The sequence below is a fragment of the Pseudomonas sp. TMW22080 genome (assembly GCF_022496745.1).
GTDB lineage: Bacteria > Pseudomonadota > Gammaproteobacteria > Pseudomonadales > Pseudomonadaceae > Aquipseudomonas > Aquipseudomonas bubulae.
This window is the reverse complement of sequence record NZ_SCFF01000006.1, coordinates 25,169-47,717: the sequence shown is the minus strand read 5'-3', so window position 1 is coordinate 47,717 and position 22,549 is coordinate 25,169. Positions and strand designations below refer to the sequence as shown.

19 protein-coding genes are annotated in these 22,549 nt (G+C 58.5%); 8 read left to right on the top strand and 11 right to left on the bottom strand.

Going from position 1 to position 22,549, the window contains the following annotated elements; all coding sequences use genetic code 11:
- Positions 1 to 155: 155 nt before the first annotated feature.
- Entirely contained in the window at positions 156 to 755 is a 600-nt protein-coding gene (locus EQV96_RS19775) for an FMN-dependent NADH-azoreductase (protein WP_095002670.1), read from the bottom strand.
- Positions 756 to 909: 154 nt separating this feature from the next.
- On the opposite strand from EQV96_RS19775, the gene EQV96_RS19770 reads away from it, so the two are divergent.
- The 4 genes from EQV96_RS19770 to aqpZ all read left to right on the top strand — a co-directional run bounded on the left by EQV96_RS19770 (position 910) and on the right by aqpZ (position 5,446).
- Entirely contained in the window at positions 910 to 1,833 is a 924-nt protein-coding gene (locus EQV96_RS19770; protein WP_095002671.1) for a LysR family transcriptional regulator, read from the top strand.
- A gap of 163 nt (positions 1,834 to 1,996) precedes the next feature.
- Positions 1,997 to 2,560 (top strand): peptidylprolyl isomerase, encoded by a 564-nt coding sequence (locus tag EQV96_RS19765; protein ID WP_095002672.1) that lies wholly within the window; start codon positions 1,997 to 1,999, stop codon positions 2,558 to 2,560.
- 150 nt (positions 2,561 to 2,710) lie between these two features.
- Positions 2,711 to 4,543: an ABC transporter ATP-binding protein gene (locus tag EQV96_RS19760; protein WP_095002673.1), complete on the top strand. Its 1,833-nt coding sequence runs from the start codon at positions 2,711 to 2,713 to the stop codon at positions 4,541 to 4,543.
- Between the two features lie 201 nt (positions 4,544 to 4,744).
- On the top strand, positions 4,745 to 5,446 hold the full coding sequence (aqpZ, locus tag EQV96_RS19755; RefSeq protein ID WP_095002674.1) for an aquaporin Z: 702 nt from the start codon (positions 4,745 to 4,747) through the stop codon (positions 5,444 to 5,446).
- Positions 5,447 to 5,463: 17 nt separating this feature from the next.
- Here aqpZ and EQV96_RS19750 read toward each other — a convergent pair whose 3' ends face one another.
- The gene (locus tag EQV96_RS19750) at positions 5,464 to 6,588 is read right to left on the bottom strand and encodes a GNAT family N-acetyltransferase (protein ID WP_095021281.1); all 1,125 of its coding nucleotides are present in this window, start codon (positions 6,586 to 6,588) and stop codon (positions 5,464 to 5,466) included.
- Positions 6,589 to 6,846: 258 nt separating this feature from the next.
- Between EQV96_RS19750 and EQV96_RS19745 the strand changes: the two genes are divergently transcribed.
- Positions 6,847 to 8,139: a putative porin gene (locus EQV96_RS19745; protein WP_165446539.1), complete on the top strand. Its 1,293-nt coding sequence runs from the start codon at positions 6,847 to 6,849 to the stop codon at positions 8,137 to 8,139.
- Between the two features lie 124 nt (positions 8,140 to 8,263).
- Here EQV96_RS19745 and EQV96_RS19740 read toward each other — a convergent pair whose 3' ends face one another.
- The 4 genes from EQV96_RS19740 to hrpA all read right to left on the bottom strand — a co-directional run bounded on the left by EQV96_RS19740 (position 8,264) and on the right by hrpA (position 14,484).
- Positions 8,264 to 8,491 carry a zf-HC2 domain-containing protein gene (locus tag EQV96_RS19740; RefSeq protein WP_095002677.1) on the bottom strand — a complete coding sequence of 76 codons (228 nt, stop codon included), beginning with the start codon at positions 8,489 to 8,491 and terminating at the stop codon, positions 8,264 to 8,266.
- Entirely contained in the window at positions 8,485 to 9,096 is a 612-nt protein-coding gene (locus tag EQV96_RS19735) for an RNA polymerase sigma factor (RefSeq protein ID WP_095024130.1), read from the bottom strand. Before EQV96_RS19735 ends, EQV96_RS19740 begins: the two co-directional genes overlap by 7 nt.
- A gap of 137 nt (positions 9,097 to 9,233) precedes the next feature.
- Entirely contained in the window at positions 9,234 to 10,355 is a 1,122-nt protein-coding gene (locus EQV96_RS19730; RefSeq protein ID WP_095002679.1) for a beta-ketoacyl-ACP synthase III, read from the bottom strand.
- Positions 10,356 to 10,572: 217 nt separating this feature from the next.
- Positions 10,573 to 14,484: an ATP-dependent RNA helicase HrpA gene (hrpA, locus tag EQV96_RS19725; RefSeq protein ID WP_095018956.1), complete on the bottom strand. Its 3,912-nt coding sequence runs from the start codon at positions 14,482 to 14,484 to the stop codon at positions 10,573 to 10,575.
- 143 nt (positions 14,485 to 14,627) lie between these two features.
- On the opposite strand from hrpA, the gene EQV96_RS19720 reads away from it, so the two are divergent.
- Positions 14,628 to 15,524 (top strand): DMT family transporter, encoded by an 897-nt coding sequence (locus EQV96_RS19720; protein WP_095002680.1) that lies wholly within the window; start codon positions 14,628 to 14,630, stop codon positions 15,522 to 15,524.
- A 92-nt stretch (positions 15,525 to 15,616) separates the two neighbouring features.
- Here EQV96_RS19720 and EQV96_RS19715 read toward each other — a convergent pair whose 3' ends face one another.
- Positions 15,617 to 16,555 carry an aspartyl/asparaginyl beta-hydroxylase domain-containing protein gene (locus EQV96_RS19715; RefSeq protein ID WP_095021284.1) on the bottom strand — a complete coding sequence of 313 codons (939 nt, stop codon included), beginning with the start codon at positions 16,553 to 16,555 and terminating at the stop codon, positions 15,617 to 15,619.
- 221 nt (positions 16,556 to 16,776) lie between these two features.
- Positions 16,777 to 17,751, bottom strand: coding sequence for a cysteine synthase A (gene cysK / locus EQV96_RS19710; RefSeq protein ID WP_095002681.1), 975 nt, complete (start codon positions 17,749 to 17,751; stop codon positions 16,777 to 16,779).
- Positions 17,752 to 17,957: 206 nt separating this feature from the next.
- Here cysK and EQV96_RS19705 point away from each other — a divergent pair, with 206 nt between their 5' ends.
- Both EQV96_RS19705 and EQV96_RS19700 read left to right on the top strand, forming a co-directional pair.
- Positions 17,958 to 18,803: a MoxR family ATPase gene (locus EQV96_RS19705; protein ID WP_095002682.1), complete on the top strand. Its 846-nt coding sequence runs from the start codon at positions 17,958 to 17,960 to the stop codon at positions 18,801 to 18,803.
- 20 nt (positions 18,804 to 18,823) lie between these two features.
- Positions 18,824 to 20,002, top strand: coding sequence for a VWA domain-containing protein (locus tag EQV96_RS19700; RefSeq protein WP_240882282.1), 1,179 nt, complete (start codon positions 18,824 to 18,826; stop codon positions 20,000 to 20,002).
- A 109-nt stretch (positions 20,003 to 20,111) separates the two neighbouring features.
- On the opposite strand, the gene EQV96_RS19695 is transcribed toward EQV96_RS19700, so the two are convergent.
- From EQV96_RS19695 to EQV96_RS19685, 3 genes are read right to left on the bottom strand one after another with little or no spacing between them, the layout of a single operon-like run.
- A complete protein-coding gene (locus tag EQV96_RS19695; RefSeq protein WP_240882281.1) occupies positions 20,112 to 21,032 on the bottom strand; it encodes a biotin-dependent carboxyltransferase family protein in 921 nt (306 codons plus the stop codon).
- Positions 21,029 to 21,733 carry an allophanate hydrolase subunit 1 gene (locus EQV96_RS19690; RefSeq protein ID WP_095002685.1) on the bottom strand — a complete coding sequence of 235 codons (705 nt, stop codon included), beginning with the start codon at positions 21,731 to 21,733 and terminating at the stop codon, positions 21,029 to 21,031. The genes EQV96_RS19695 and EQV96_RS19690 overlap by 4 nt, the downstream gene beginning before the upstream one ends.
- Entirely contained in the window at positions 21,730 to 22,482 is a 753-nt protein-coding gene (locus EQV96_RS19685) for a 5-oxoprolinase subunit PxpA (protein WP_095002686.1), read from the bottom strand. Before EQV96_RS19685 ends, EQV96_RS19690 begins: the two co-directional genes overlap by 4 nt.
- Positions 22,483 to 22,549 lie beyond the last annotated feature (67 nt).

Here is a 22,549-nt window from a genome sequence, read left to right as displayed (position 1 = left end):
CAAATGCTCCAGACAAAAAAAGCCCGATCCAGCGCAAAGGCTGATCGGGCACGGGCACTCAATAAAGTGCAAAGGGAGGTTCGATGCGCGAACCGCATGCTTGAAGGAGCAATGAAACAATTAAGCCATCGGGCGATTATCTGTCGATTAACAGACTACGCGATGGCAGACAACCTGGCCTTGGCCTGATTCAAACCTTTCTCCTGGAAGTCACCGCCCAGGTTCATCCCTTCGGCATGGATAAAGGTCACATCGTGAATGCCGACAAAGGCCATGACCTGACGCAGATATGGTTCCTGATGGTCCGAGGTGCTACCCGCATATAGCCCGCCGCGAGCCGTCAACACGTATGCTTTCTTGCCGGTCAAAAGCCCCTGTGGACCGGTTTCGGTGTACTTGAAGGTCACCCCGGCGCGCAATACGTGGTCCAGCCAGGCCTTGAGCGTGCTCGGTATCGCAAAGTTGTACATGGGCGCCGCCAGCACCAGTACATCAGCGGCCAGCAACTCGTCGGTCAACTCATCGGAGCGCTTGAGGGAGGCGTGCTCGTCTGCACTGCGTTGTGCTTCGGGCTTCATCCAGCCACCCAACAGGTTGGCATCAAGGTGCGGTACCGGGTGCAGGGCAAGGTCGCGAACGGTGACCTGATCGGTCGGATGGGCTGCTTGCCACTGGCTGATGAACTGCTGGGTCAACTGACGGGAAAACGAGCCTTGCTGGCGGGCGCTACTTTCAATGATCAGAACATTGGACATGGCGGACAAGCTCCATCTGTAAATGCTGTAAGAATGGAGCCAAGATTAGGGGTCATTGATTCGATAAAAAAGCGCAATTACCTGCTACAACCTATCTATAAATCTGTTTGTTTAACGGTATCCTGTAACCACTCCAAAATCAGAGGAATTCATTGTGAAAGCGCCCCGCGTGACCCTTGATCAATGGCGCACCTTGCAGGCTGTGGTCGACCACGGAGGCTTCGCACAAGCCGCTGAAGTTCTCCACCGCTCACAGTCGTCTGTCAGCTATACCGTGGCCCGCATGCAGGACCAGCTCGGCGTGCCGCTGCTGCGCATCGACGGACGCAAGGCGGTGCTGACAGAAGCCGGTGGCGTGTTGCTGCGTCGCTCCCGGCAACTGGTCAAGCAGGCCAGCCAGCTCGAAGACCTTGCCCATCATATGGAGCAAGGCTGGGAAGCCGAGGTGCGCCTGGTCGTCGACGCAGCCTACCCCAACGCCCGGTTGGTGCGCGCCCTGACAGCTTTTATGCCGCAAAGCCGGGGCTGTCGCGTACGTCTGCGTGAAGAGGTTCTTTCCGGCGTCGAGGAAGTGCTGCTCGAAGGCGTGGCTGACCTGGCCATCAGCAGCTTCAATATTCCCGGCTACCTGGGTACCGAGTTGAGCACCGTGGAGTTTGTCGCCGTGGCCCATCCCGACCACCCGTTGCATCGCCTGCAACGCGAGTTGCATTTCCAGGACCTCGAAAGCCAGTTACAAGTGGTGATTCGTGACTCCGGGCGCCAGCAACCACGGGACGTGGGCTGGCTGGGCTCCGAGCAGCGCTGGACCGTCGGCAGCCTGGCCACGGCGGCTGCCTTTGTGGGCAGCGGGCTGGGGTTTGCCTGGTTGCCACGGCACATGATCGAGCGCGAGCTCAAGGAAGGTCTCCTCAAGCCGTTGCCGCTCAACCAGGGCGGCAATCGTCACCCGGTGTTTTTCCTGTACGCCAACAAGGACAAACCCCTGGGCCCGGCAACTCAAATCCTTGTCGAATTGTTGCGAACTTTCGACACGGCACCGCTCGAGGCACCTTTCGCCGCACCGCAGCAAGCGTGATGAGCAGTGGGCAGGAACCTGATTCGAGAATATCCTGTCCAACACCCGCCGCCCGTGAACATCTGCCATTGCAAGATGTGGCACGGGCACTGGTTCAATGCCCCCCAGCTTCACTGACGGTGCGGCATAGAACGGTCACCCAACTTTTCAGGATCACTGAACCATGCTTAAAAAAATTGCTCTTGCCGCTGGCGCCCTGCTGTTCGCTGCCAACCTTATGGCGGCTGAAACTGCCAAAGCGCCTCACGTGGTACTGGATACCAGCTTTGGCAAGATCGAAATCGAACTGGACCCGGTCAAGGCTCCGATCAGCACTGACAACTTCCTCAAGTATGTCGACAGCGGCTTTTACAACAACACCATTTTTCACCGCGTGATCCCGGGTTTCATGGTGCAAGGTGGTGGTTTTACGTCGCAGATGGTGCAAAAACAGACCCGCGACCCGATCAAGAACGAAGCCAGCAACGGCTTGCATAACGTTCGCGGGACCCTGTCGATGGCACGCACGTCGAACCCGAACTCGGCCACCAGTCAATTCTTCATCAACGTGGCAGACAATGCGTTTCTGGACCCGGGCCGTGATGCCGGTTACGCCGTTTTTGCCAAGGTAGTAAATGGCATGGACGTTGTTGACCAGATCGTCAACTCGCAAACCACCACCAAACAAGGCATGCAAAATGTGCCCATCGATCCGGTCCTGATCAAGTCGGCCAAGCGTATCGACTGACAGGCGCTATCACGCAGGAAGCGCTGACTGGAAACAATACACGGTCGCTGCTGCCGCAGACGGCTATGCTGCCTTCGCCTGCAGCGACCGTGTTTTGCTCTGCCGGTCACACCACTATAAGGAGAGCCCGCGCTGCGGGCGTCAGTGCCAATGCTCTATCGTCGCTTCGAACAACTGATCGATATTTTTCGCGAAGCCCCCACTCCGGCTCCGCCCAGCACTGTCTGGGCATTTTATCTCTACTACCTGCGCCAGGTCTGGCCCGTGTTTGCCGCCTTGCTGGTGGTCGGGCTGATCGCGGCACTGATCGAAGTATCGCTTTTCAGCTACTTGAGCACGCTGATCGACCTGACCCAGGGCACGCCCAATACTGACTTTTTCAAGGTCCACAGCGGTGAGCTGATCTGGATGGCCGTGGTCGCACTGATCATCCGCCCGGTGTTCTTCGGCCTGCATGACCTGCTGGTGCACCAGACCCTGAGCCCCAGCATGACCAGCATGATCCGCTGGCAAAACCACAGTTATGTACTCAAGCAAAGCCTCAACTTTTTCCAGAACGATTTTGCCGGGCGCATCGCCCAGCGCATCATGCAAACCGGCAACTCCCTGCGTGATTCGGCGGTACAGGCCGTCGATGCGCTGTGGCACGTCCTGATCTATGCCATCAGCTCGCTGGTGCTGTTTGCCGAAGCCGACTGGCGCCTGATGATCCCCCTGCTGACCTGGATCCTGTGCTATGTCGGGGCCTTGTATTACTTCGTACCACGGGTCAAGGAACGCTCGGTGGTATCTTCTGATGCACGCTCCAAACTGATGGGCCGCATCGTCGACGGCTATACCAACATCACCACCCTCAAATTGTTCGCCCACACAAACTTTGAGCAGCAGTACGCGCGCGAAGCCATTATCGAGCAAACCGAAAAAACCCGACTGGCCAGTCGCGTGGTCACCAGCATGGACGTGGCAATCACCAGCCTGAATGGCCTGCTGATCGTCAGCACCAGCGGCCTGGCGCTGTGGCTGTGGAGCCAGTCGCTGATCAGCGTCGGCGCAATTGCCCTGGCCACCGGCCTGGTGATTCGTATCGTCAACATGTCCGGCTGGATCATGTGGGTGGTCAACGGCATTTTTGAAAATATCGGCATGGTTCAGGACGGCCTGGAGACCATCGCCCAACCTGTCGCCGTGACTGACCGCGACCAGGCTCCACGCTTGATCGTCAACCGTGGCGAAGTGCGTTTTGAACACGTTGACTTCCACTACGGCAAGCGCAGCGGGATCATCAGCGACCTCAACCTGGTAATTAAACCCGGTGAAAAAATCGGCCTGATCGGCCCTTCCGGTGCCGGCAAGTCAACCCTGGTGAACCTGTTGTTGCGCTTGTATGACCTACAAGGCGGTCGCATCCTGATCGACGATCAAAACATCGCCGAAGTGACGCAGGAAAGCTTGCGCGAACAGATCGGAATGATTACCCAGGACACCTCGCTGCTGCATCGTTCGATCCGCGACAATTTGCTGTACGGCAAGCCGGACGCCACCGACGAGGAGCTGTGGGAAGCCGTGCGCAAAGCCCGGGCCGATGAGTTTATCCCGCTGCTATCCGATGCCCAGGGCCGCACCGGTTTTGACGCTCATGTGGGCGAGCGCGGCGTCAAGCTGTCCGGCGGCCAGCGCCAGCGTATCGCCATTGCCCGCGTGCTGCTCAAGAACGCTCCGATCCTGATCATGGACGAGGCCACCTCGGCACTGGACTCCGAAGTCGAAGCCGCGATCCAGGAAAGCCTGGAAACCCTGATGCAAGGCAAAACCGTGATTGCCATCGCCCACCGCCTCTCCACCATTGCACGGATGGACCGTCTGGTGGTCCTGGAAAACGGCCGTATCGCTGAATCCGGAACCCACAGCGAGCTGCTCGCCAAAGGTGGCTTGTACTCGCGTTTGTGGCAACACCAGACCGGTGGTTTTGTCGGCATCGACTGAACCAAAAAAGCGCTAACTGCAAAGCGCGTGGAGCACAACGCCAGCCCCCGATTTCAAAGGGGGCTGGCGTTTTTTATGGCACTGGAAAAAAAATCGGCGAGTGCTGTAATTAGTAAAGGATTCGGGAGAATCCTGTAGTAAATCGCAGGAGGCAACGCCGCTTCAATTGCTCGATGGATTTATCCATCCGGGATCTCCTCCATGACCTTGTTCAAACGTTCCGTCACTGAGTTGCTGGGTACTTTCTGGTTGGTATTGGGCGGTTGCGGCAGTGCTGTGCTCGCAGCCGCGTTTCCTGATGTCGGCATCGGCCTGCTGGGGGTGGCTCTGGCATTTGGCTTGACCGTGGTGACCATGGCCTTTGCCATCGGCCATATAAGTGGTTGCCATCTCAACCCGGCCGTGTCTTTCGGCTTGTGGGTTGGTGGACGCTTTCCTGCAAAAGAACTGCCTGCCTACATCATTGCCCAGATCCTCGGCGGTGTGATTGCTGCCGGGCTCCTGTACATGATTGCCAGTGGCAAACCCGGCTTTGATCTGGCTGCCAGCGGGCTCGCAGCCAATGGCTATGGCGACCACTCACCCGGTGGCTACTCCATGGTGTCGGGGCTCATCTGTGAAATCACCATGACCGCCATGTTTATCCTGATCATCATGGGCGCCACTGACAAACGGGTATCCGCGGGGCACGCCCCTCTGGCCATCGGCCTGGCGCTGACGCTGATCCACCTGATTTCGATCCCGGTGACCAACACGTCGGTCAACCCGGCGCGCAGCACAGGCCCGGCGCTGATCGTAGGCGGCTGGGCGCTTCAGCAGTTATGGATGTTCTGGTTGGCGCCAATGCTGGGTGCGGCCATTGGCGCACTGGTCTATCGCTGGCTGGGCAAGGAAGGCAGCTAAACGGCCGGACGCGAGGGTCAGGCCTGCCGATATGGCAGCGCCGACCTCGCCTCTTCAGCATACGCCAGCACACCGACCCGCTCACGCTGCAAAAAGTCACTTACGGCCGCCTTCAAGCCCTGATGGCGCAGGTAATGCCATGAGTGTGTGATCACCGGTTCAAAGCCGCGAATCAGCTTGTGCTCGCCCTGAGCACCGGCATCAAAACGCCTGATACCGTGGGCGATAGCGTAATCCATACCCTGGTAGAAACACGTCTCGAAATGCAGGCGGTCAAACTCGCCAAGACATCCCCAGTAGCGACCATAGAGACTGTCGCCGCCGATCAGGCTGAACGCCATCGCAACCGGGGTCGAACCCTGTTTGGCCAGCACCACGCGAATCGATTCGGGCATGCGCTCGGCCAGCAGGCTGAAGAAATCCCGGGTCAGATACGGCGTTTGCCGTCGCACAGCATAGGTGTTGGCGTAGCAGGCGTAGACAAAATCCCATTGCGCTTCACTCACCTGCTGGCCTTCCAGCCACTCAAACTCAAACCCCTGCCCTGCCACTTGCTCACGCTCTTTGCGCATCTGTTTGCGCTTGCGTGAGCTCAGGGCATCGAGAAAATCCTGAAAGTCCCGGTACCCGCGGTTCTGCCAGTGAAACTGACAACCCAGCCGTTGCATCCAGCCGGGTTGTTGCGCCAGCGCCGTATCGGCCAGCAGGTCGGTGAAATTGATATGGGCGCTGGACAACCCTTCGATCTGCAGATAACCGGGCAAGGCCGCCAGCAGCTCAAGCCCGTCCTCGGCACGGGCGGCCAACAACCGGGGGCCGCTGACCGGACTGAACGGTACTGCCGCAAGCAGCTTGGGGTAGTACTCGATACCTGCACGCTCACAGGCTTGCGCCCACTCGTGATCGAACACGTATTCACCGTAGGAATGCCATTTTCGATAACTGGGCAACGCCGCCTGCAACTGCCCATTTTCATAATGCAGTAAATGCTCGGGCTGCCAGCCTGAATGCGGGCCCAGGCTGGCACTGTCTTCCAGGGTAGTGAGAAAGGCATGGCGCAAAAAAGGCTGGGCCACCGGCACCAGCGCATCCCATTCATGGGCGGGGATGGTGGACAGGCTGTCGAGTCGTTGAAGCGGCATTAATAGTCCTCAAGGCGCGGCGTAGACGCGATGGTATCACCCAACCACTGAATCGCTTCACTGTCACAGACTTGCTATCAGTCTGCCACTTTTCTGTCATATCCACCCGCGATACTGACGCCGCTTCTTAGAACACGGGGTTATGAGCGACCTGTTTGCCAACACGCTCATGACACGCCAAGCCTCGTTAACGTGAGCCCGTAAAGGGCCGATTTTTCTTGGGGTGGCTAGGGCCATCTCAGCACTGGGAGATTCATAATGCGTCTTGTATCTACACGGGTTGCTGCGGGACTGTGTGGTGGCCTGGTATTGGCCATGAGCGTTCCGGCCAGCGCTGCGGTCGATGCCAAACTGCTCGAAATGCTAAAAGCCAACGGCTCTATTTCGCCTGCACAGTACTCCGAGCTGCAAACTGAACTCGCCAGTGAGAATCAAGCCAAGCAAGAAGCTGCCGCCGACCAGGTGAAAAAATCCGATCTCAGTGCCTTCGAACAGAAAGTCGCCTGGGCCGCCAAAACCGAACTCAAGGGGGATGTACGGGTTCGTCAGGAAACCGTCAAGATCGACGGCGAATCCGATGGCAAGAACAAGGACCGCCAACGCATTCGTGCTCGCCTGGGCGCCTATACCGAAATCAACCCGCAGGTGAATACCGGTATCCGTATTGCCACTGGCGGCGGTGATGATGCACGTTCCACCAACCAGGATCTGGACAACTACTTCGACAAGAAGCAACTGTGGCTGGACATGGCGTTTATCGACTACCACCCGACCGCCGTCAAGGACCTGCACCTGATTGCCGGCAAGATGCCACAGCCGTGGGTCAATATGGGCGATGTAATCTGGGATAGCGATATCAACCCGGAAGGTCTGGCCGCCACTTACAAACACAACCTGGGCAACAGCGGCGTCGAAATGTTTGGTAGCGCCGGTTACTACACCCTCAAGGACAACGTTGACGGCGAAGGCGTGCAATTCAAGCACGACCTGAGCCTGTACGCCGGCCAGCTGGGTGCTCGCTTCGCCCCTACCGACAGCCTGAAAGTGACCTTGGGCGGCAGCGTTTACAGCTACAACAACGACAAGGACAGCAAGTGCCCGACCACCGGGACCAAGACCACCCCATGTGCACTCGGCGTCAACGGTAACAGCACTGACGAGTTCCGCCTGTACGAAGGCTTCGGTCAGGTCGATATCGCCAACCTGCCCGTGCCGCTGTCGCTGTACGGCCAATACGTGCATAACGCTGCCACCGACAGCGATCAGGATGATGCCTGGTTGGTGGGCTTCAAATCCAAGCTCAACGCCTTCAGCCTGGACTACAACTACCGCGATATTCAGCGTAACGCCGTGGTCGGCGCTTTCACCGATTCTGACTTCGCCAACGGTACTACCGGTTCCCGCGGTCACAAGTTCAAAGTGGGTTATGAAATCGACAAGAACTTCGGTGTCGGCGTGACCTACTTCCTGACCAAGGCCGACTACGCGACCTCCACCCAGAAAGATGCCAAGGCCAACACCTTGCAGCTGGACCTGGAAGCCAAGTTCTAAAAGAAAGGTTTACTCAATAGACAAAACGCTGAAGTCATTCAGCGTTTTGTGCCGTAAAAGCAGAGCGAGGATGCCGTCGGCCCCCATCACATCCACCGACAGTGTTCTCGTTCATGCCCCGCCATCAGCGCGACTGCTCGCGCATCATTCGCTCAACCGTCTGCTCCAGATCCTCCGGTGGCGGTTCGGGAAGTTTTTGCAACGTGCCCCTCAACAAACGCATTTGCCTGATAAAACGCCTGCAGTTCGGACAGAACAGCAAATGATGGCGTACCAACAACCGCTGACGAAAACTCAGCTGACCATCCAGATAGTCACTTGAGACCGCTACTTGCTGTTTGCAGGTCAACATTCGCCAGTTTCCTCGAAATGTTCCACGGTCGCGAAGACTTTGAGTCGGGCGCGATGTATCAACACCCGGACATTAGAGAGCGATATCTCAAGAATATTACAAATTTCTTCGAGCTCGAGCCCCTGGCGCTCGCGCAACACCAGCACACTGCTCTGCAACTGCGGCAGACTGAGGAGCGTTTGCTCAAGACATTCGCGCAACTCATCTTCGCTGAGCAATGCGTCAGGGCTGTCCTGATGCCAGGAATAAGGGGCAAGCAACCAGTGGCCATCGCTGGAAAACCGCTCATCGTCGACAGTACCGTGGGGCGAAGGCAAATCGTCGAGCAGCACTTCACGACGATTTTGCTTGTAGCGTTGTTTCGCCGCATTGGCCGTGATGGTCAGCAGCCAGGTTTTCAGGCTCGAACGGCCTTCGAACCCGGACAGGTTGCGCACCACTGACAGCCAGGCGTCCTGAACGATTTCGTCAGCATGGCGATTGCCGACGATCGCATGGGCCACAGCGCGCATGGCACCTTGATAGGTAGTGACCAGCTCGCGGAAGGCCTGTTGCTCGCCGTTAAGCAGACGTTTGAGCAGGTCAGCGTCGTCAACAGTTGCCATGCAGGTCTCCGCAACCGGAAAGTGATTTTTCTGTGTGGGAGCGGGCTTGCTCGCGATAGCATCACCGCAGTTTGCCTGTCAGACCGCGCTGCCTGTATCGCGAGCAAGCCCGCTCCCACCACAAACCAGCTGTGACCTTAGCGTTTACGCAGAATCACGCTGCCAATCGAGTAGCCGGCACCGAACGAGCTGAGCACCGCCAGCGAACCGCTTGGCAAGTCGTCCTGGTACTTGTGGAAGGCAATCACCGAACCGGCCGAACTGGTGTTGGCATAGGTGTCGAGAATCACCGGAGCTTCTTCGACCGAAGCTTCGCGGCCCAACAGCTTGCGCACGATCAGGTGGTTCATGCTCAGGTTGGCCTGATGCAACCAGAAACGTTTGACTTGCGCCACGTCCAGCTGGTTTTCCTGCAGATGCTGGCCGATCAGTTCAGCCACCATCGGGCAAACATCGCGGAAGACCTTGCGCCCTTCTTGCACGAACAGTTTGTCCGGGCTGTCAGCTGGCTCGTCGGATGCACGGTTGAGGAAGCCGAAATTGTTGCGAATATTGTTCGAATACGTAGTCAGCAGTTTAGTGCTGACGATGTCGAACTGGTGTTCGGACGTTGCCAGGTCGGCACGCTCGACCACTATCGCGGTCGCGGCATCGCCAAAGATAAAGTGGCTGTCACGGTCACGGAAGTTCAAGTGGCCGGTGCATACTTCAGGGCTGATAAGCAGTACCGCGCGAGCCTGGCCCAACTGGACGCTGTTGCTGGCGGTCTGGATACCGAACGTTGCGGAAGAACAGGCCACGTTCATGTCAAAACCAAAACCCTGAATACCCAGTGCATGTTGCACTTCGATGGCAATGGCCGGGTACGGGCGCTGCAGGTTGGAGCAGGCCACGATCACGCCGTCGATGTCAGCGGCGGTTTTACCCGCGCGTTCCAGTGCTTGTTTGGCAGCGCCAACGGCCATTTCGCAGAGTACCGACATTTCGTCGTTGGAGCGCTCCGGCAAATGCGGGCGCATGCGCTGCGGGTCAAGGATGCCGTCCTTGTCCATCACAAAGCGGCTTTTTATGCCCGAAGCCTTTTCGATAAAGGCGGCGCTGGACTCGGCCAGAGGCTGGATTTCACCGGCCTCGATAGCCACGGCGTGGTCCGCGTTGAACTGTTGTACATAGGTATTGAAAGACTGCACCAGCTCTTCGTTGGAGATGCTGTTGGCCGGGGTGTACAGGCCGGTGCCGCTGATGACGACGTTATGCACGATCGTTCCTCTATTCTGTTCAAGCAGAAGATATTGAAATCGTTTCAGGTACGGATAGCCGCGAAGTTTGCCATAAATGCCAGCATTTGGCGTTATTTACGGATCTTGCAGTAATCCCCCGTGGGAGCTGGCCTGCTCTCGATTGCAGCAACACGGTGCAAATGCATGACCGCGTCGCCTGCATCGCGAGCAAGCCCGCTCCCACAGGACTGCAGGCTCAAGCCTCCACCAAACTCCACTGCTTACTCAGGCGCTTGTCCGAAATCGGCACCTTGGTCCCCAGTTGCTGGCCGAATAACGACACCCGATATTCTTCCAGCCACCAGCGGTACAACTCAAGTTGCGGATCGCGCTTGCCCTCCTGCGCATGCTTGGTCGCACGCGCCTGGTACTGCGCCCACAAACCACTCAGCTCACCACTCCAGACCCGGTCTTTTTGCACCTGGCCCGGCAGTTTTTCAAGACGCATTTCTATCGCCTTGAGGTAGCGCGGCAACTCTTTAAGCCACAAAGCCGGGGTTTCGCGCACAAAACCCGGGTACACCAGATGGCTCAGCTGCTGCTTTATGTCATTCAACGCCACCGCCTGGGCCAGATCGATCTTGCCCTTGAAGCGTTTTTGCAGACCATGCCACAGTTTGAGGATTTCCAGCGTCAGTCTGGCCAGCTTTTCCGCATGTTCGGTCCAGGCTCCGCGCTTGCGCTCGGCAAGCGATGCCAGCCCCGCGCCATCACGGGGTAATACCGCCTCGCCTTCCAGGATGCAGCTGTCGAGGCTGGCCAGCAGAATGTCCTCCACCAGGCTCTCGACCCGACCCAATTCGCGGTACAAAAGGCCAAGCTCAGTCAACCCTGGCAGCTTGCCACGCAAAAATTTCGCCGGTTCCGCCAGTTGTTGCATCAGCAAACGCTGCAACGCACGGCGATGCTGGAACTCAGCCTCGGCCGGGGTAGAAAAGCGCCCTTCCTTGACCGTATTGCCCTCTTCCACCAGCGCCGGGTAAACCGTCATCGACAGCCCGGCGATCTTCTGCTGGGTTTTCTCCGCCACCGGGGCAAACACCTTGGCCTCGACCGGCTGCTGATTTTTCGCGGTTTGCGGTACGGCCAGTGCTGCCTGACTGGCCTGGGCAAAGCGGGCCGTCAATTCGGCCAGATCACGACCCTCGCCGAGAAACTTGCCGTCGGCGTCGACCACTTCGATATTCATCTTCAGATGATTTTCAACTTGCTGCGCGGCTTGCGCCCAGGCCTCGTCGCTCACCCGAGCGCCGGTCATGCGCAGCAATTCGCGGCCCAGGGTTTGTGGCAATGATCCCTCAGCAAATTCCATGCGCTGCAACGCGGCCTTGACGAAGTCCGGCACCGGCACGAAGTTTTTGCGCAATGCCTTGGGCAAACTGCGCACCAGAGCGATGCATTTGGCTTCTATCATGCCGGGCACCAGCCACTCCATACGTTCCGGCGGCAAAACCGGGAGCAGCGGCGCTGGCACCTTGACCGTCACGCCATCGCGGGGGTGGTTGGGTTCAAAGTGATAGCTGAGCTCCAGGGTCAAATCCCCCAGATGCAACGTGTCAGGGTAATGCATGGCCGTGATTTCGGTGGCTTCGCGGGCCAGCACGTCTTCTTCGCGCATGATCAGCAACTGTGGATCTTTCTGGCTGTTGACCCGATACCAGCTGTCAAATGTCGCGGTCTGATGAATCTCGGCCGGCAGGCGAGCGTCGTAAAACGCGTAGAGGGTTTCTTCATCCGCCAGAATGTCACGGCGCCGGGCCTTGGCCTCCAGTTCGTCGAGTTGTTCAAGCAACTGCGCGTTGGCCGTCAGGCATTTGGCCCGCGACTGAATTTCGCCACGCACCAGCCCTTCACGGATAAACAGCTCGCGGGACAGCACCGGGTCAATCGGCCCGTAATGCACGGCACGGCGACCGACCACGATCAGGCCGAACAGGGTGATCTGCTCATAGGCCACCACCTGCCCGCGCTTCTTCTCCCAATGGGGCTCGAAATAGTTCTTTTTCACCAGATGCCCGGCCAGCGGTTCGATCCAGTCCGGCTCGATCTTGGCCACCATCCGCGCATACAATTTGGTCGTTTCTACCAGCTCGGCAGTCATCAGCCACTGCGGACGCTTTTTACCCAGCCCCGAAGACGGATGGATCCAGAACCGGCGCTGGCGCGCCCCGAGGTAATCTCCGTCCTCGGTTTTTTGCCCGATCTGGCTCAGCAACCCCGACAGCACCGCCTTGTGCAGTTTTGCATAATCGGCCGGTTCCTGATTGACCGTGAGCTGCATATCGCGACAGATCAGGCTCAATTGACGGTGGGAATCACGCCACTCGCGCAACCGCAGGTAGTTGAGGAAGTTCTTGCGACACCAGTTGCGCAGCGGGCTGGCCGTCAGCGCCTGGCGCTGCTCCTCAAAACCGCGCCATACGTTGATCAGACCGGCAAAGTCAGAGTCGACATCTTTCCATTGCGCGTGGGCCTGATCTGCCGCTTGTTGACGTTCCGGCGGACGTTCACGCGGGTCTTGCACCGACATCGCACTGGCGACGATCAATACTTCCTGCAAACTGCCGAGCTTGGCGGCTTCGAGCAACATACGGCCCATGCGCGGGTCCACCGGCAGGCGGGCCAACTGACGGCCCAGCGGTGTGAGCTGATTTTCGCGGTTAACCGCCGACAGTTCTTGCAGCAGATTGAAACCGTCGGTGATTGCCTTGCCGTCCGGCGGCTCAATAAACGGAAACGCGGTGATTTCGCCCAGGCGCAGGTGCAGCATTTGCAGGATGACTGCCGCAAGGTTGGTACGAAGAATCTCAGGATCGGTAAACTCCGGGCGACCGTTAAAATCTTCTTCGGCATACAGGCGCACGCAGATACCCGGCTCGACCCGGCCACAACGGCCCTTGCGCTGGTTGGCGCTGGCCTGGGAAATCGCTTCTATCGGCAGGCGCTGGACCTTGGCCCGGTAGCTGTATCGGCTGATGCGCGCCGTGCCGCTGTCAATCACGTAACGGATGCCCGGCACAGTCAATGACGTTTCCGCTACGTTGGTGGCCAGCACCACACGGCGGCCCGGGTGCGACTGGAAAATCCGCTGCTGTTCGGCAGGCGACAACCGCGCATACAACGGCAGGATCTCGGTGTGCTTGAGTTGCGCCTTGCGCAGCATGTCGGCGGCATCGCGGATTTCCCGCTCGCCTGGTAAAAATACCAGCACATCGCCGGGGCTTTTACGCTCACTGCGCTCGAACGCGGCAATCTCGTCCAGGGTGGCAATAATGGCCTGGTCGACGCTCAGGTCTTCTTCAACGTTGTTGCCCTCTTCGTCCTGCTGGGAGGTCAACGGGCGATACCAGGTCTCGACCGGAAAGGTACGGCCCGACACTTCGACAATGGGCGCGTCATTGAAGTGTTTGGAGAAACGCTCAAGATCGATGGTTGCCGAGGTGATGATGACCTTCAAATCGGGACGACGGGGCAGCAGGATCTTCAGATAACCGAGCAAAAAGTCGATGTTCAGGCTGCGCTCGTGGGCTTCGTCGACGATGATCGTGTCATAGCGTTCGAGATAGCGGTCGTGCTGGGTTTCGGCCAGCAGGATACCGTCGGTCATCAGCTTGATCAGGGTATTGGAATCGCTCTGATCCTCAAACCGCACCTGATAGCCGACCAGCGCACCCAGCGGCGTGCCCAGCTCTTCAGCCACCCGGCTGGCCACACTGCGGGCGGCGATGCGCCGCGGTTGGGTATGGCCGATCAGGCCGTGCTGCCCACGGCCGATTTCAAGGCAGATCTTCGGTAACTGGGTGGTTTTGCCCGAGCCGGTTTCACCGGCCAGGATCAGCACCTGATGCTTGAGCAGCGCGGCCTTGATCTCGTCCCGCTTGGCCGCGATCGGCAGATTTTCGTCATAGCGAACCTGCGGCACACTGGCCGCCCGCGCTGCCACCTGCGCGCACGACGCCTGCACCCGCTCGGCCCAGGCGGCCAGCTTGGCGTCGTCAGGCTTTTTGCGCAGCTCATGCAATTGCCGGCGCAGCTTGTGGCGGTCGGCAATCATGGCTTGATCGAGGTTTTTCAACAGTTGGTCGATAGCAGGCGATTCGTCAGTCATCAGGTGCGCAGAATTCTTCGTAAATGCAGGGGGCGGATTGTCGCAGATTTGGACGCTCATGCACGAATCTGTAGGAATTAGCGCGTTGTCTTGTCCGCTGCATCCCCTACACTGCCCGCCTTGAAACTTGTAAGGAAAATCCCGTGAGACTTGTCGATTTGCTGCGCATGCTGTCGCTGGCAGGCATTTGGGGCGCCAGCTTTCTATTTATGCGGATCATTGCACCGGTACTCGGGACCATCCCGACAGCTTTTTTCCGGGTTTCCATCGCAGCAACCGGTCTGGTGGTGATTCTGGCGCTGATGCGCGTGCGCTGGGATTTCGGCGGCAAACTCAAGGTAATCCTGATACTGGGGGTTATCAACTCCGGGGTACCGGCCACGCTGTATTCGGTGGCGGCCCAGGTGTTGCCTGCCGGTTACTCATCGATTTTCAACGCCACCACACCGTTGATGGGCGTATTGATCGGCGGTCTGTTTTTCAGCGAAAAATTGACCCTGACCAAAATGGCCGGGGTGTTTCTGGGCTTGCTCGGTGTAGGCATTTTGACCCGTGCCGGGCCGGTTGCTTTCAATCTGGACTTGCTGATGGGCGCCCTCGCCTGTCTGCTGGCCACCACCTTTTATGGATTTGCCGGCTTTTTGGCACGCCGCTGGCTGGATCAGCAAGGCGGTCTCGACCCTCGTCTTTCGGCACTGGGCAGTATGCTCGGGGCTACTTTGTTCCTGCTGCCGCTGTTCGGGCTGAGTGTGATCAATCAGCCACCGGTCAGTTGGGGCGGGACGAGTGTCTGGTTATCGTTGCTGGGTCTGGGGCTGGTGTGTACGGCGTTTGCCTATATCCTGTACTTCCGCTTGCTGACCAGCATTGGCCCGGTCAAATCCATGACCGTGACCTTTATGATCCCGCCGTTTGGCGTGCTGTGGGGCGCGCTGTTTCTGGGCGAGCCGCTGTCGATGGCGCACCTGTACGGAGGTCTGCTGATCGCCGTGGCGCTGTGGCTGGTGCTCAAGCCCGGGGCAATGGCAGCGTCCAAATAATCACATGCCGTGGTGGGGTTTTGGCAGGCAATTGACATAAAAAATCCAAAAAAAACCGCTCTCGAGAGAGCGGTTTTTTGTGTCTGATGCAATCAGCCAAACAACCAGCGCCACAGCAGTATCAGTACCAGCACCGCCAATATCGGCCGGGCGATACGATAAAGTTTGGGATTGCGGCGCTTCCACTGTTTGACCACGCCACTGAAGCGGTCACTGAAGGTTTTGCTCCAGGCATAGGCCTTGTTGATCCCGCCAACGCGTTCGTCGTCCAGGTTCTGCGGCGCAGTCGCCTTACCCAGTTGCGCGCTGACCCAACGGTTGATACGGGTCATCAGCGGGCTGGTCAATGGCCGCTCGATATCGCAAAACAGAATGACGCGGGTGACATCGGTTTCGTTCTTGACCCAGTGCACGTAAGTCTCGTCGAACATCACGTCTTCACCATCACGCCAAGCGTATTCCTCGCCATCGACAAAGATGCGGCAAGCGTCGGAGTTGGGGGTCGACAGGCCCAGGTGGTAACGCAGCGATCCGGCAAACGGGTCGCGGTGCGGGTTGAGGTGGCTACCGCCCGGCAACAGGGCAAACATCGCGCCTTTGACGTTGGGGATGCTGTTGACCAATTCAACGGTTTTGGGGCACAGCAATTCAGCCGATGGCAGCGCCTTGTCGTACCACTTGAGGTAAAAGCGCTTCCAGCCCTTTTTGAAGAACGAACCGAAGCCTGCGTCGTTGTTCTTCTCGGCGGCGCGTATATAGCCCTCATCGAACAAGTGCATGGCTTCTTCGCGGATCGCTTGCCAGTTGTCCTTGAGCACATCCAGCTCGGGGAACTTGCTGCGGTCCAGGTACGGCTTGGACGGTACCCCGGAGAACAGGTACATCAGGGCGTTGTAGGGCGCAAAGAACGCGGAGTGGTTGACGAATTGGCGCAACACCGGCAACCGTGCCTTGCCGCGCAGGTGCACGTAAAGAATGCTGCCGACAAATAACAGTATGAGCCCTGCCTTGATGGCGAAGGATAAGGTCATGCAACAACTCCTCAAAAATACCGTGCAGCATCAATAGCCCGATGTAGCAGCAGGCCATGATAAACACTACAGGCGTAGGACAAAACCCACGAATCCAAATAATCAGTATTAAGTCTTACGCAACAGCAGGCTGATTATTCAGAAACTTGGGCATTAGCCACTTGATTTGAGTCAGTTGCACAAACTCTGCGGGGAACGGGCGCGCCACCCCCCGCACAATGTTACGGGTGCAATTCCTGCTCGCTGAACAGGTCGCTGAACAGGAAGCTCGACAGATAACGCTCGCCCGAATCGGGGAGGATCACGACGATGGTCTTGCCTTGCATTTCCGGGGTTTCCGCCAGTCGCACCGCCACGGCCATCGCTGCACCGCAGGAGATGCCGCACAGGATGCCCTCTTCCTGCATCAGGCGCAGGGCCATGGCCTTGGATTCGTCATCGCTGACCAGTTCGACCTTGTCGACGATCGACAGATCAAGGTTTTTGGGGACGAAACCGGCACCGATGCCCTGGATCTTGTGCGGTGACGGCTTGATTTCTTCTCCGGCCAACGCCTGGGTGATCACCGGCGAGGTGATGGGCTCGACGGCCACCGACAGAATCGGCTTGCCCTGGGTGTGCTTGATGTAGCGTGAAACCCCGGTAATCGTGCCGCCGGTGCCGACGCCAGACACCAGTACATCAACGCCGCCATCGGTGTCGTTCCAGATTTCCGGGCCAGTGGTTTTTTCATGGATCGCGGGGTTGGCCGGGTTCTCGAACTGCTGCGGCATAAAATACCTGGCCGGGTCGCTGGCCTGAATTTCTGCGGCTTTGTCGATCGCGCCCTTCATGCCCTTGGCCGGCTCGGTCAAGACCAGCTCGGCACCCAGCGCCTTGAGTACCTTGCGCCGCTCGATGCTCATCGATGACGGCATGGTCAGCATCAATTTGTAACCACGCGCCGCTGCGACGAAAGCCAGGCCGATCCCCGTGTTCCCCGACGTGGGTTCGATAATGGTCATGCCCGGCTTGAGCACGCCGCGGCTTTCGGCGTCCCAGATCATGTTGGCGCCAATCCGGCATTTAACTGAATAACCGGGGTTGCGGCCTTCGATCTTGGCCAGGATGGTCACGCCGCGCGGCGCAATGCTGTTGATCTGGACTAAAGGCGTGTTGCCGATGGATTGGGCGTTGTCTGCATAAATGCGGCTCATGGCGGGGTCCTTGTGCACCTTTTGGGAAGATCCCAAGGGTAGGCCTCACGCTGACATGCGTCCAGTCATGGCGTGACGCCTCATTCAGGGACTGAATGGCGCGTCTGCGTTCACCTCAGGCGGGCAGCGCGTTATAGTCGGACATACTTTTCAGTTCTCCCGCCCTGCCCCTTGCAGGACCCGGGTCATGGTTTGAGGAATTGCAGATGAAGTTTGAAGGCACACACGCCTATGTGGCCACCGACGACCTGAAACTGGCGGTCAACGCGGCCATTACCCTGGAGCGGCCGCTGCTGGTCAAGGGCGAGCCCGGCACCGGTAAAACCATGCTTGCCGAGCAACTGGCTGAATCCTTTGGCTGCAAGCTGATCACCTGGCATATCAAGTCAACCACCAAGGCCCACCAGGGCCTCTATGAGTACGACGCAGTCAGTCGCCTGCGTGACTCGCAACTGGGTGTCGACAAGGTTCACGATGTGCGCAACTACCTTAAAAAGGGCAAGTTGTGGGAAGCCTTCGAGGCCGAAGAACGCGTCATCCTGCTGATCGACGAAATCGACAAGGCAGACATCGAGTTCCCCAATGACCTGCTGCAAGAACTCGACAAGATGGAGTTCTACGTTTACGAGACGGACGAGACGATCAAGGCCAAGGTGCGCCCGATCATCATCATTACCTCCAATAACGAAAAAGAACTGCCGGACGCCTTCCTGCGCCGCTGCTTCTTCCACTACATCAGTTTCCCGGACCGCACCACGCTGCAGAAAATCGTCGACGTGCACTTCCCCAACATCAAGAAAGAGCTGGTCAGCGAAGCGCTTGATGTGTTTTTCGATGTGCGCAAGGTCCCGGGCTTAAAGAAAAAACCTTCCACCTCCGAGCTGGTCGACTGGCTCAAGTTGCTGATGGCCGACAATATCGGCGAAGCGGTATTGCGCGAACGTGATCCGACCAAAGCCATTCCGCCACTGGCCGGTGCCCTGGTGAAAAACGAGCAGGATGTGCAATTGCTTGAGCGCCTGGCGTTTATGAGCCGCCGCCCCAATCGCTGATTTCCGAGAAGGCGAAAAGCATGCTGCTTAATCTGTTCAATGAAATGCGTGCGGCCAAGGTGCCGGTTTCAGTGCGTGAGCTGCTGGACCTGATCAACGCCCTGAAAAACCGGGTGACCTTCGCCGATATGGACGAGTTCTATTATCTGGCCCGTACGATCCTGGTGAAGGACGAGCGCCATTTCGACAAGTTCGACCGCGCATTTGGCGCCTATTTCAATGGTCTGCAAAACCTCAATGAACACCTGGAGGCACTGATCCCCGAAGACTGGCTGCGCAAGGAGTTCGAACGCTCGCTGAGCGACGAAGATCGCGCCCAGCTGCAGTCACTGGGCGGGCTGGACAAGCTGATCGAGGCGTTCAAGCAGCGTCTGGAAGAGCAAAAGGAACGCCATGCCGGCGGCAACAAATGGATCGGCACCGGTGGCACCAGTCCGTTCGGCTCGGGCGGTTATCACCCCGAAGGCATCCGCGTGAGCGATGCTGGCGCACGTCAGGGCAAGGCGGCCAAGGTCTGGGAACAGCGCGAGTACAAGAACCTGGATGATCAGGTCGAGCTGGGCACGCGCAATATCAAGGTCGCGCTGCGTCGGCTACGTAAATTCGCCCGCCAGGGCGCAGCGGATGAGCTGGATATCGATGGCACCATCGACCACACCGCTCGCGATGCCGGGTTGCTGAATATTCAGATGCGCCCGGAGCGGCGCAACAATATCAAACTGCTGTTGCTGTTCGATATCGGCGGTTCGATGGACGCCCATATCAAAATTTGTGAAGAGCTGTTTTCCGCGTGCAGAACCGAGTTCAAACATCTGGAGTACTACTACTTTCACAACTTTATCTATGAATCGGTGTGGAAGAACAACCAGCGTCGTCAGGTTGAGCGCATCTCGACCCAGGACCTGCTGAACAAATATGGCGCGGATTACAAAGTGATCTTTATCGGTGACGCGACGATGGGACCCTATGAGATCACCCATGCCGGGGGCAGTGTCGAGCACTGGAATGAAGAGCCGGGCTACAAGTGGATGCAGCGTTTTATGGAGAAATACAAAAAGCTGGTGTGGATTAACCCGTATCCCAAGGACACATGGCATTACACGGCTTCGATCGGGATCGTACGTGATCTGATCGAAGACCGCATGTATCCGCTCACCCTTGAAGGGCTGGAAGAAGGGATGCGGTTTTTGGCCAAATAATTCAGCGCGGTGAGTGTGGCAGCGGGCTTGCTCGCGATTGTTCGACGCGGTGTTCCTGCTTTACCGCGCCGCCTGAATCGCGAGCAAGCCCGCTCCCACATAAATGGCGCTAAGCCACAAACCGCCGCATAAACACCACATGCTGGCGTTGCGCCGCCTCCTGCGTGGTCGGACGCATATGCACGCCCTCCCCCGGCAAGCACTGGGCCAGTCGCGCCAGCGCCAAAGGCGTCAAGGCGCCAAGTCGCGGGTAACCGCCAATGGTCTGGCGGTCATTGAGCAGCACGATCGGCTGGCCGTCCGGCGGCACTTGAATGGCACCCAGCGGTATCCCTTCCGAGATCATCGGTGCGCCCTGATACACCAACGCAGGCCCCAGCAAACGGATGCCCATGCGATCGGCGCGAGTGTCCAGCGTCCAGGCGCTGTTGAAAGCATCGAAGGTACTTTGCCCGCTGAAAGCACCCATTTGCGCGCCCATTACCACGTCCAGCGCCGGATTGGCGCTGAATACCGGTTGCAGTTCGCATGGCAACTCTCGCAATTGCCCGGCATGCCCGGCGTACGTCAATTCATCACCTGCCACCAGCCCGCGACCAAAACCATCCGGCCCGCCGAGCTGCTCACGGGCGACAGTCGCGCAACTGCCCAGCACTTGCGGCGCAACAAAGCCCGCGGGCGCTGCCAGATAAGCCCGAGCACCGCTCAGCGGCCGGGTAAATACAAGGGTCTGGCCTTGCTTCAGGACAAAACTGCGCCAGGGCTTGAGCGGCTGCCCGTCAATGGTGGCCGCCAGGTCCGCGCCCGCCAATGCCAGAGTGCAATCGGCCTTGGCAACAAGGGTCAGGCCGCCCAGGGTGATTTCAATCACCGCTGCATCCGGCGAATTGCCCAGCAGCCAGTTGGCCCAGGCCATCGACAGCCAGTCTGCGCCGCCGCCCTGGGTTACGCCCAAATGCCGCACGCCAAAACGCCCCGCGTCTTGCAGCAGGCACAATGGAGTGCTGGCCTGAATCAATAAGTGGCTCATGCCAAGGCCTCCTGAGGCGTGTCGTCACCGCCCAGGCGGATAAATTCAGCATGGGACACGGGTGCAAACTGCACCCTGTCACCGGGTTGCATCAGGCTGTAGCCATCACGTTCACGATCAAACAGTGCGCTCGGCGTACGCCCGACCAGGTTCCAGCCCCCCGGGGATTGCGCCGGGTAGGCTGCCGTCTGTCGCTCGGCAATGCCCACGCTGCCACTGGCCACACGCTTGCGCGGGGTGTTCAGGCGTGGCGCGGCCAGAGCCTCTTCAACCAGCCCCATAAAGGCAAAACCTGGAGCAAAACCCAGGGCAAACACCTGGTATTCGTGCTCACTGTGCCGGCGAATCACTTCGCTTACCGAGCAGCCGGCGCGCTGGGCCAGCAACGTCAGTTCCGGGCCCACGCTCACGTCGTACCACACGGGCAGCACATGACACTGGCCAAGGTTGCGGGTTTCCGGGCGCAGGTCGGTCAAGGCCTGGGCGATCAATTCACGGGCCTGGGCCGGGGTCAGCGCCAGCCCGTCGTAATGCACCATCATTGTGGTGTAGGACGGCACCAGATCGATCAGATGCACCGCAAAGCAGGTGCGGATCCGCTCGCTGGCAGCCAGTATCCAGGGCATGTTGCTTTCGGCAATTTCATCAAACAGGCGCAGCATCAGGCAATCGATGGCGACCACTTCGATACGCGGCTTCATGCCCGCGCCTGCTGCTCAAGGGCTTCGCGAATACGCTGCACAGCAGCAATCGAGCTAATGTTGTCGCCATGCACACACAGGGTATCAGCGTGCAAATGCAGGGCACTGCCGTCACTGGCAACCAGGGCCTTGCCCGCTGCAATGGTCAGGGCCTGCTGCACGATGACATCCGCATCGTGGTGGACTGCCCCCGGTAGTTGTCGCGAGACCAGCCGCCCGGCATTGTCGTAGGCGCGGTCGGCAAAGGCTTCAAACCACAGTGTTACCCCAAACTCGTCGCCGATTGCCTGGGCGGCGCTGTTGTCGCGCGTGGCCATCAGCATGAGCGGCAAGCTGGAATCGTAAGCGGCCACAGCCTGAACCACTGCCCGCAGCTGTACCGGGTTGGCCATCATGTCGTTGTACATCGCGCCGTGGGGTTTGACATAGCTGACCTGCACACCCTGTGCGCGGCAAATACCGTCCAGTGCACCGATCTGATAATGCAGCAGATCCTGCACTTCCTGCGCCGAATAGCTCATGGATCGGCGCCCAAAGCCCGCCAGATCCTGATACGCCGGATGAGCACCGATCTTCACATTATGCGCCACAGCCAGGGCCACGGTTTTGCGCATGATGCCCGGGTCGCCGGCATGAAAGCCGCAGGCAATGTTGGCGCAATCGATAAACGGCATGACTTCGGCATCCAGGCCCATGGTCCAGCTGCCAAAACTCTCACCAATGTCACAATTCAATAACAGGCGGCTCACGATGATGCTCCTGTGGTCTTTTTATAGATTAGGTAGGAGCATTTTTCGACAGGCGCGGGCCATTCGT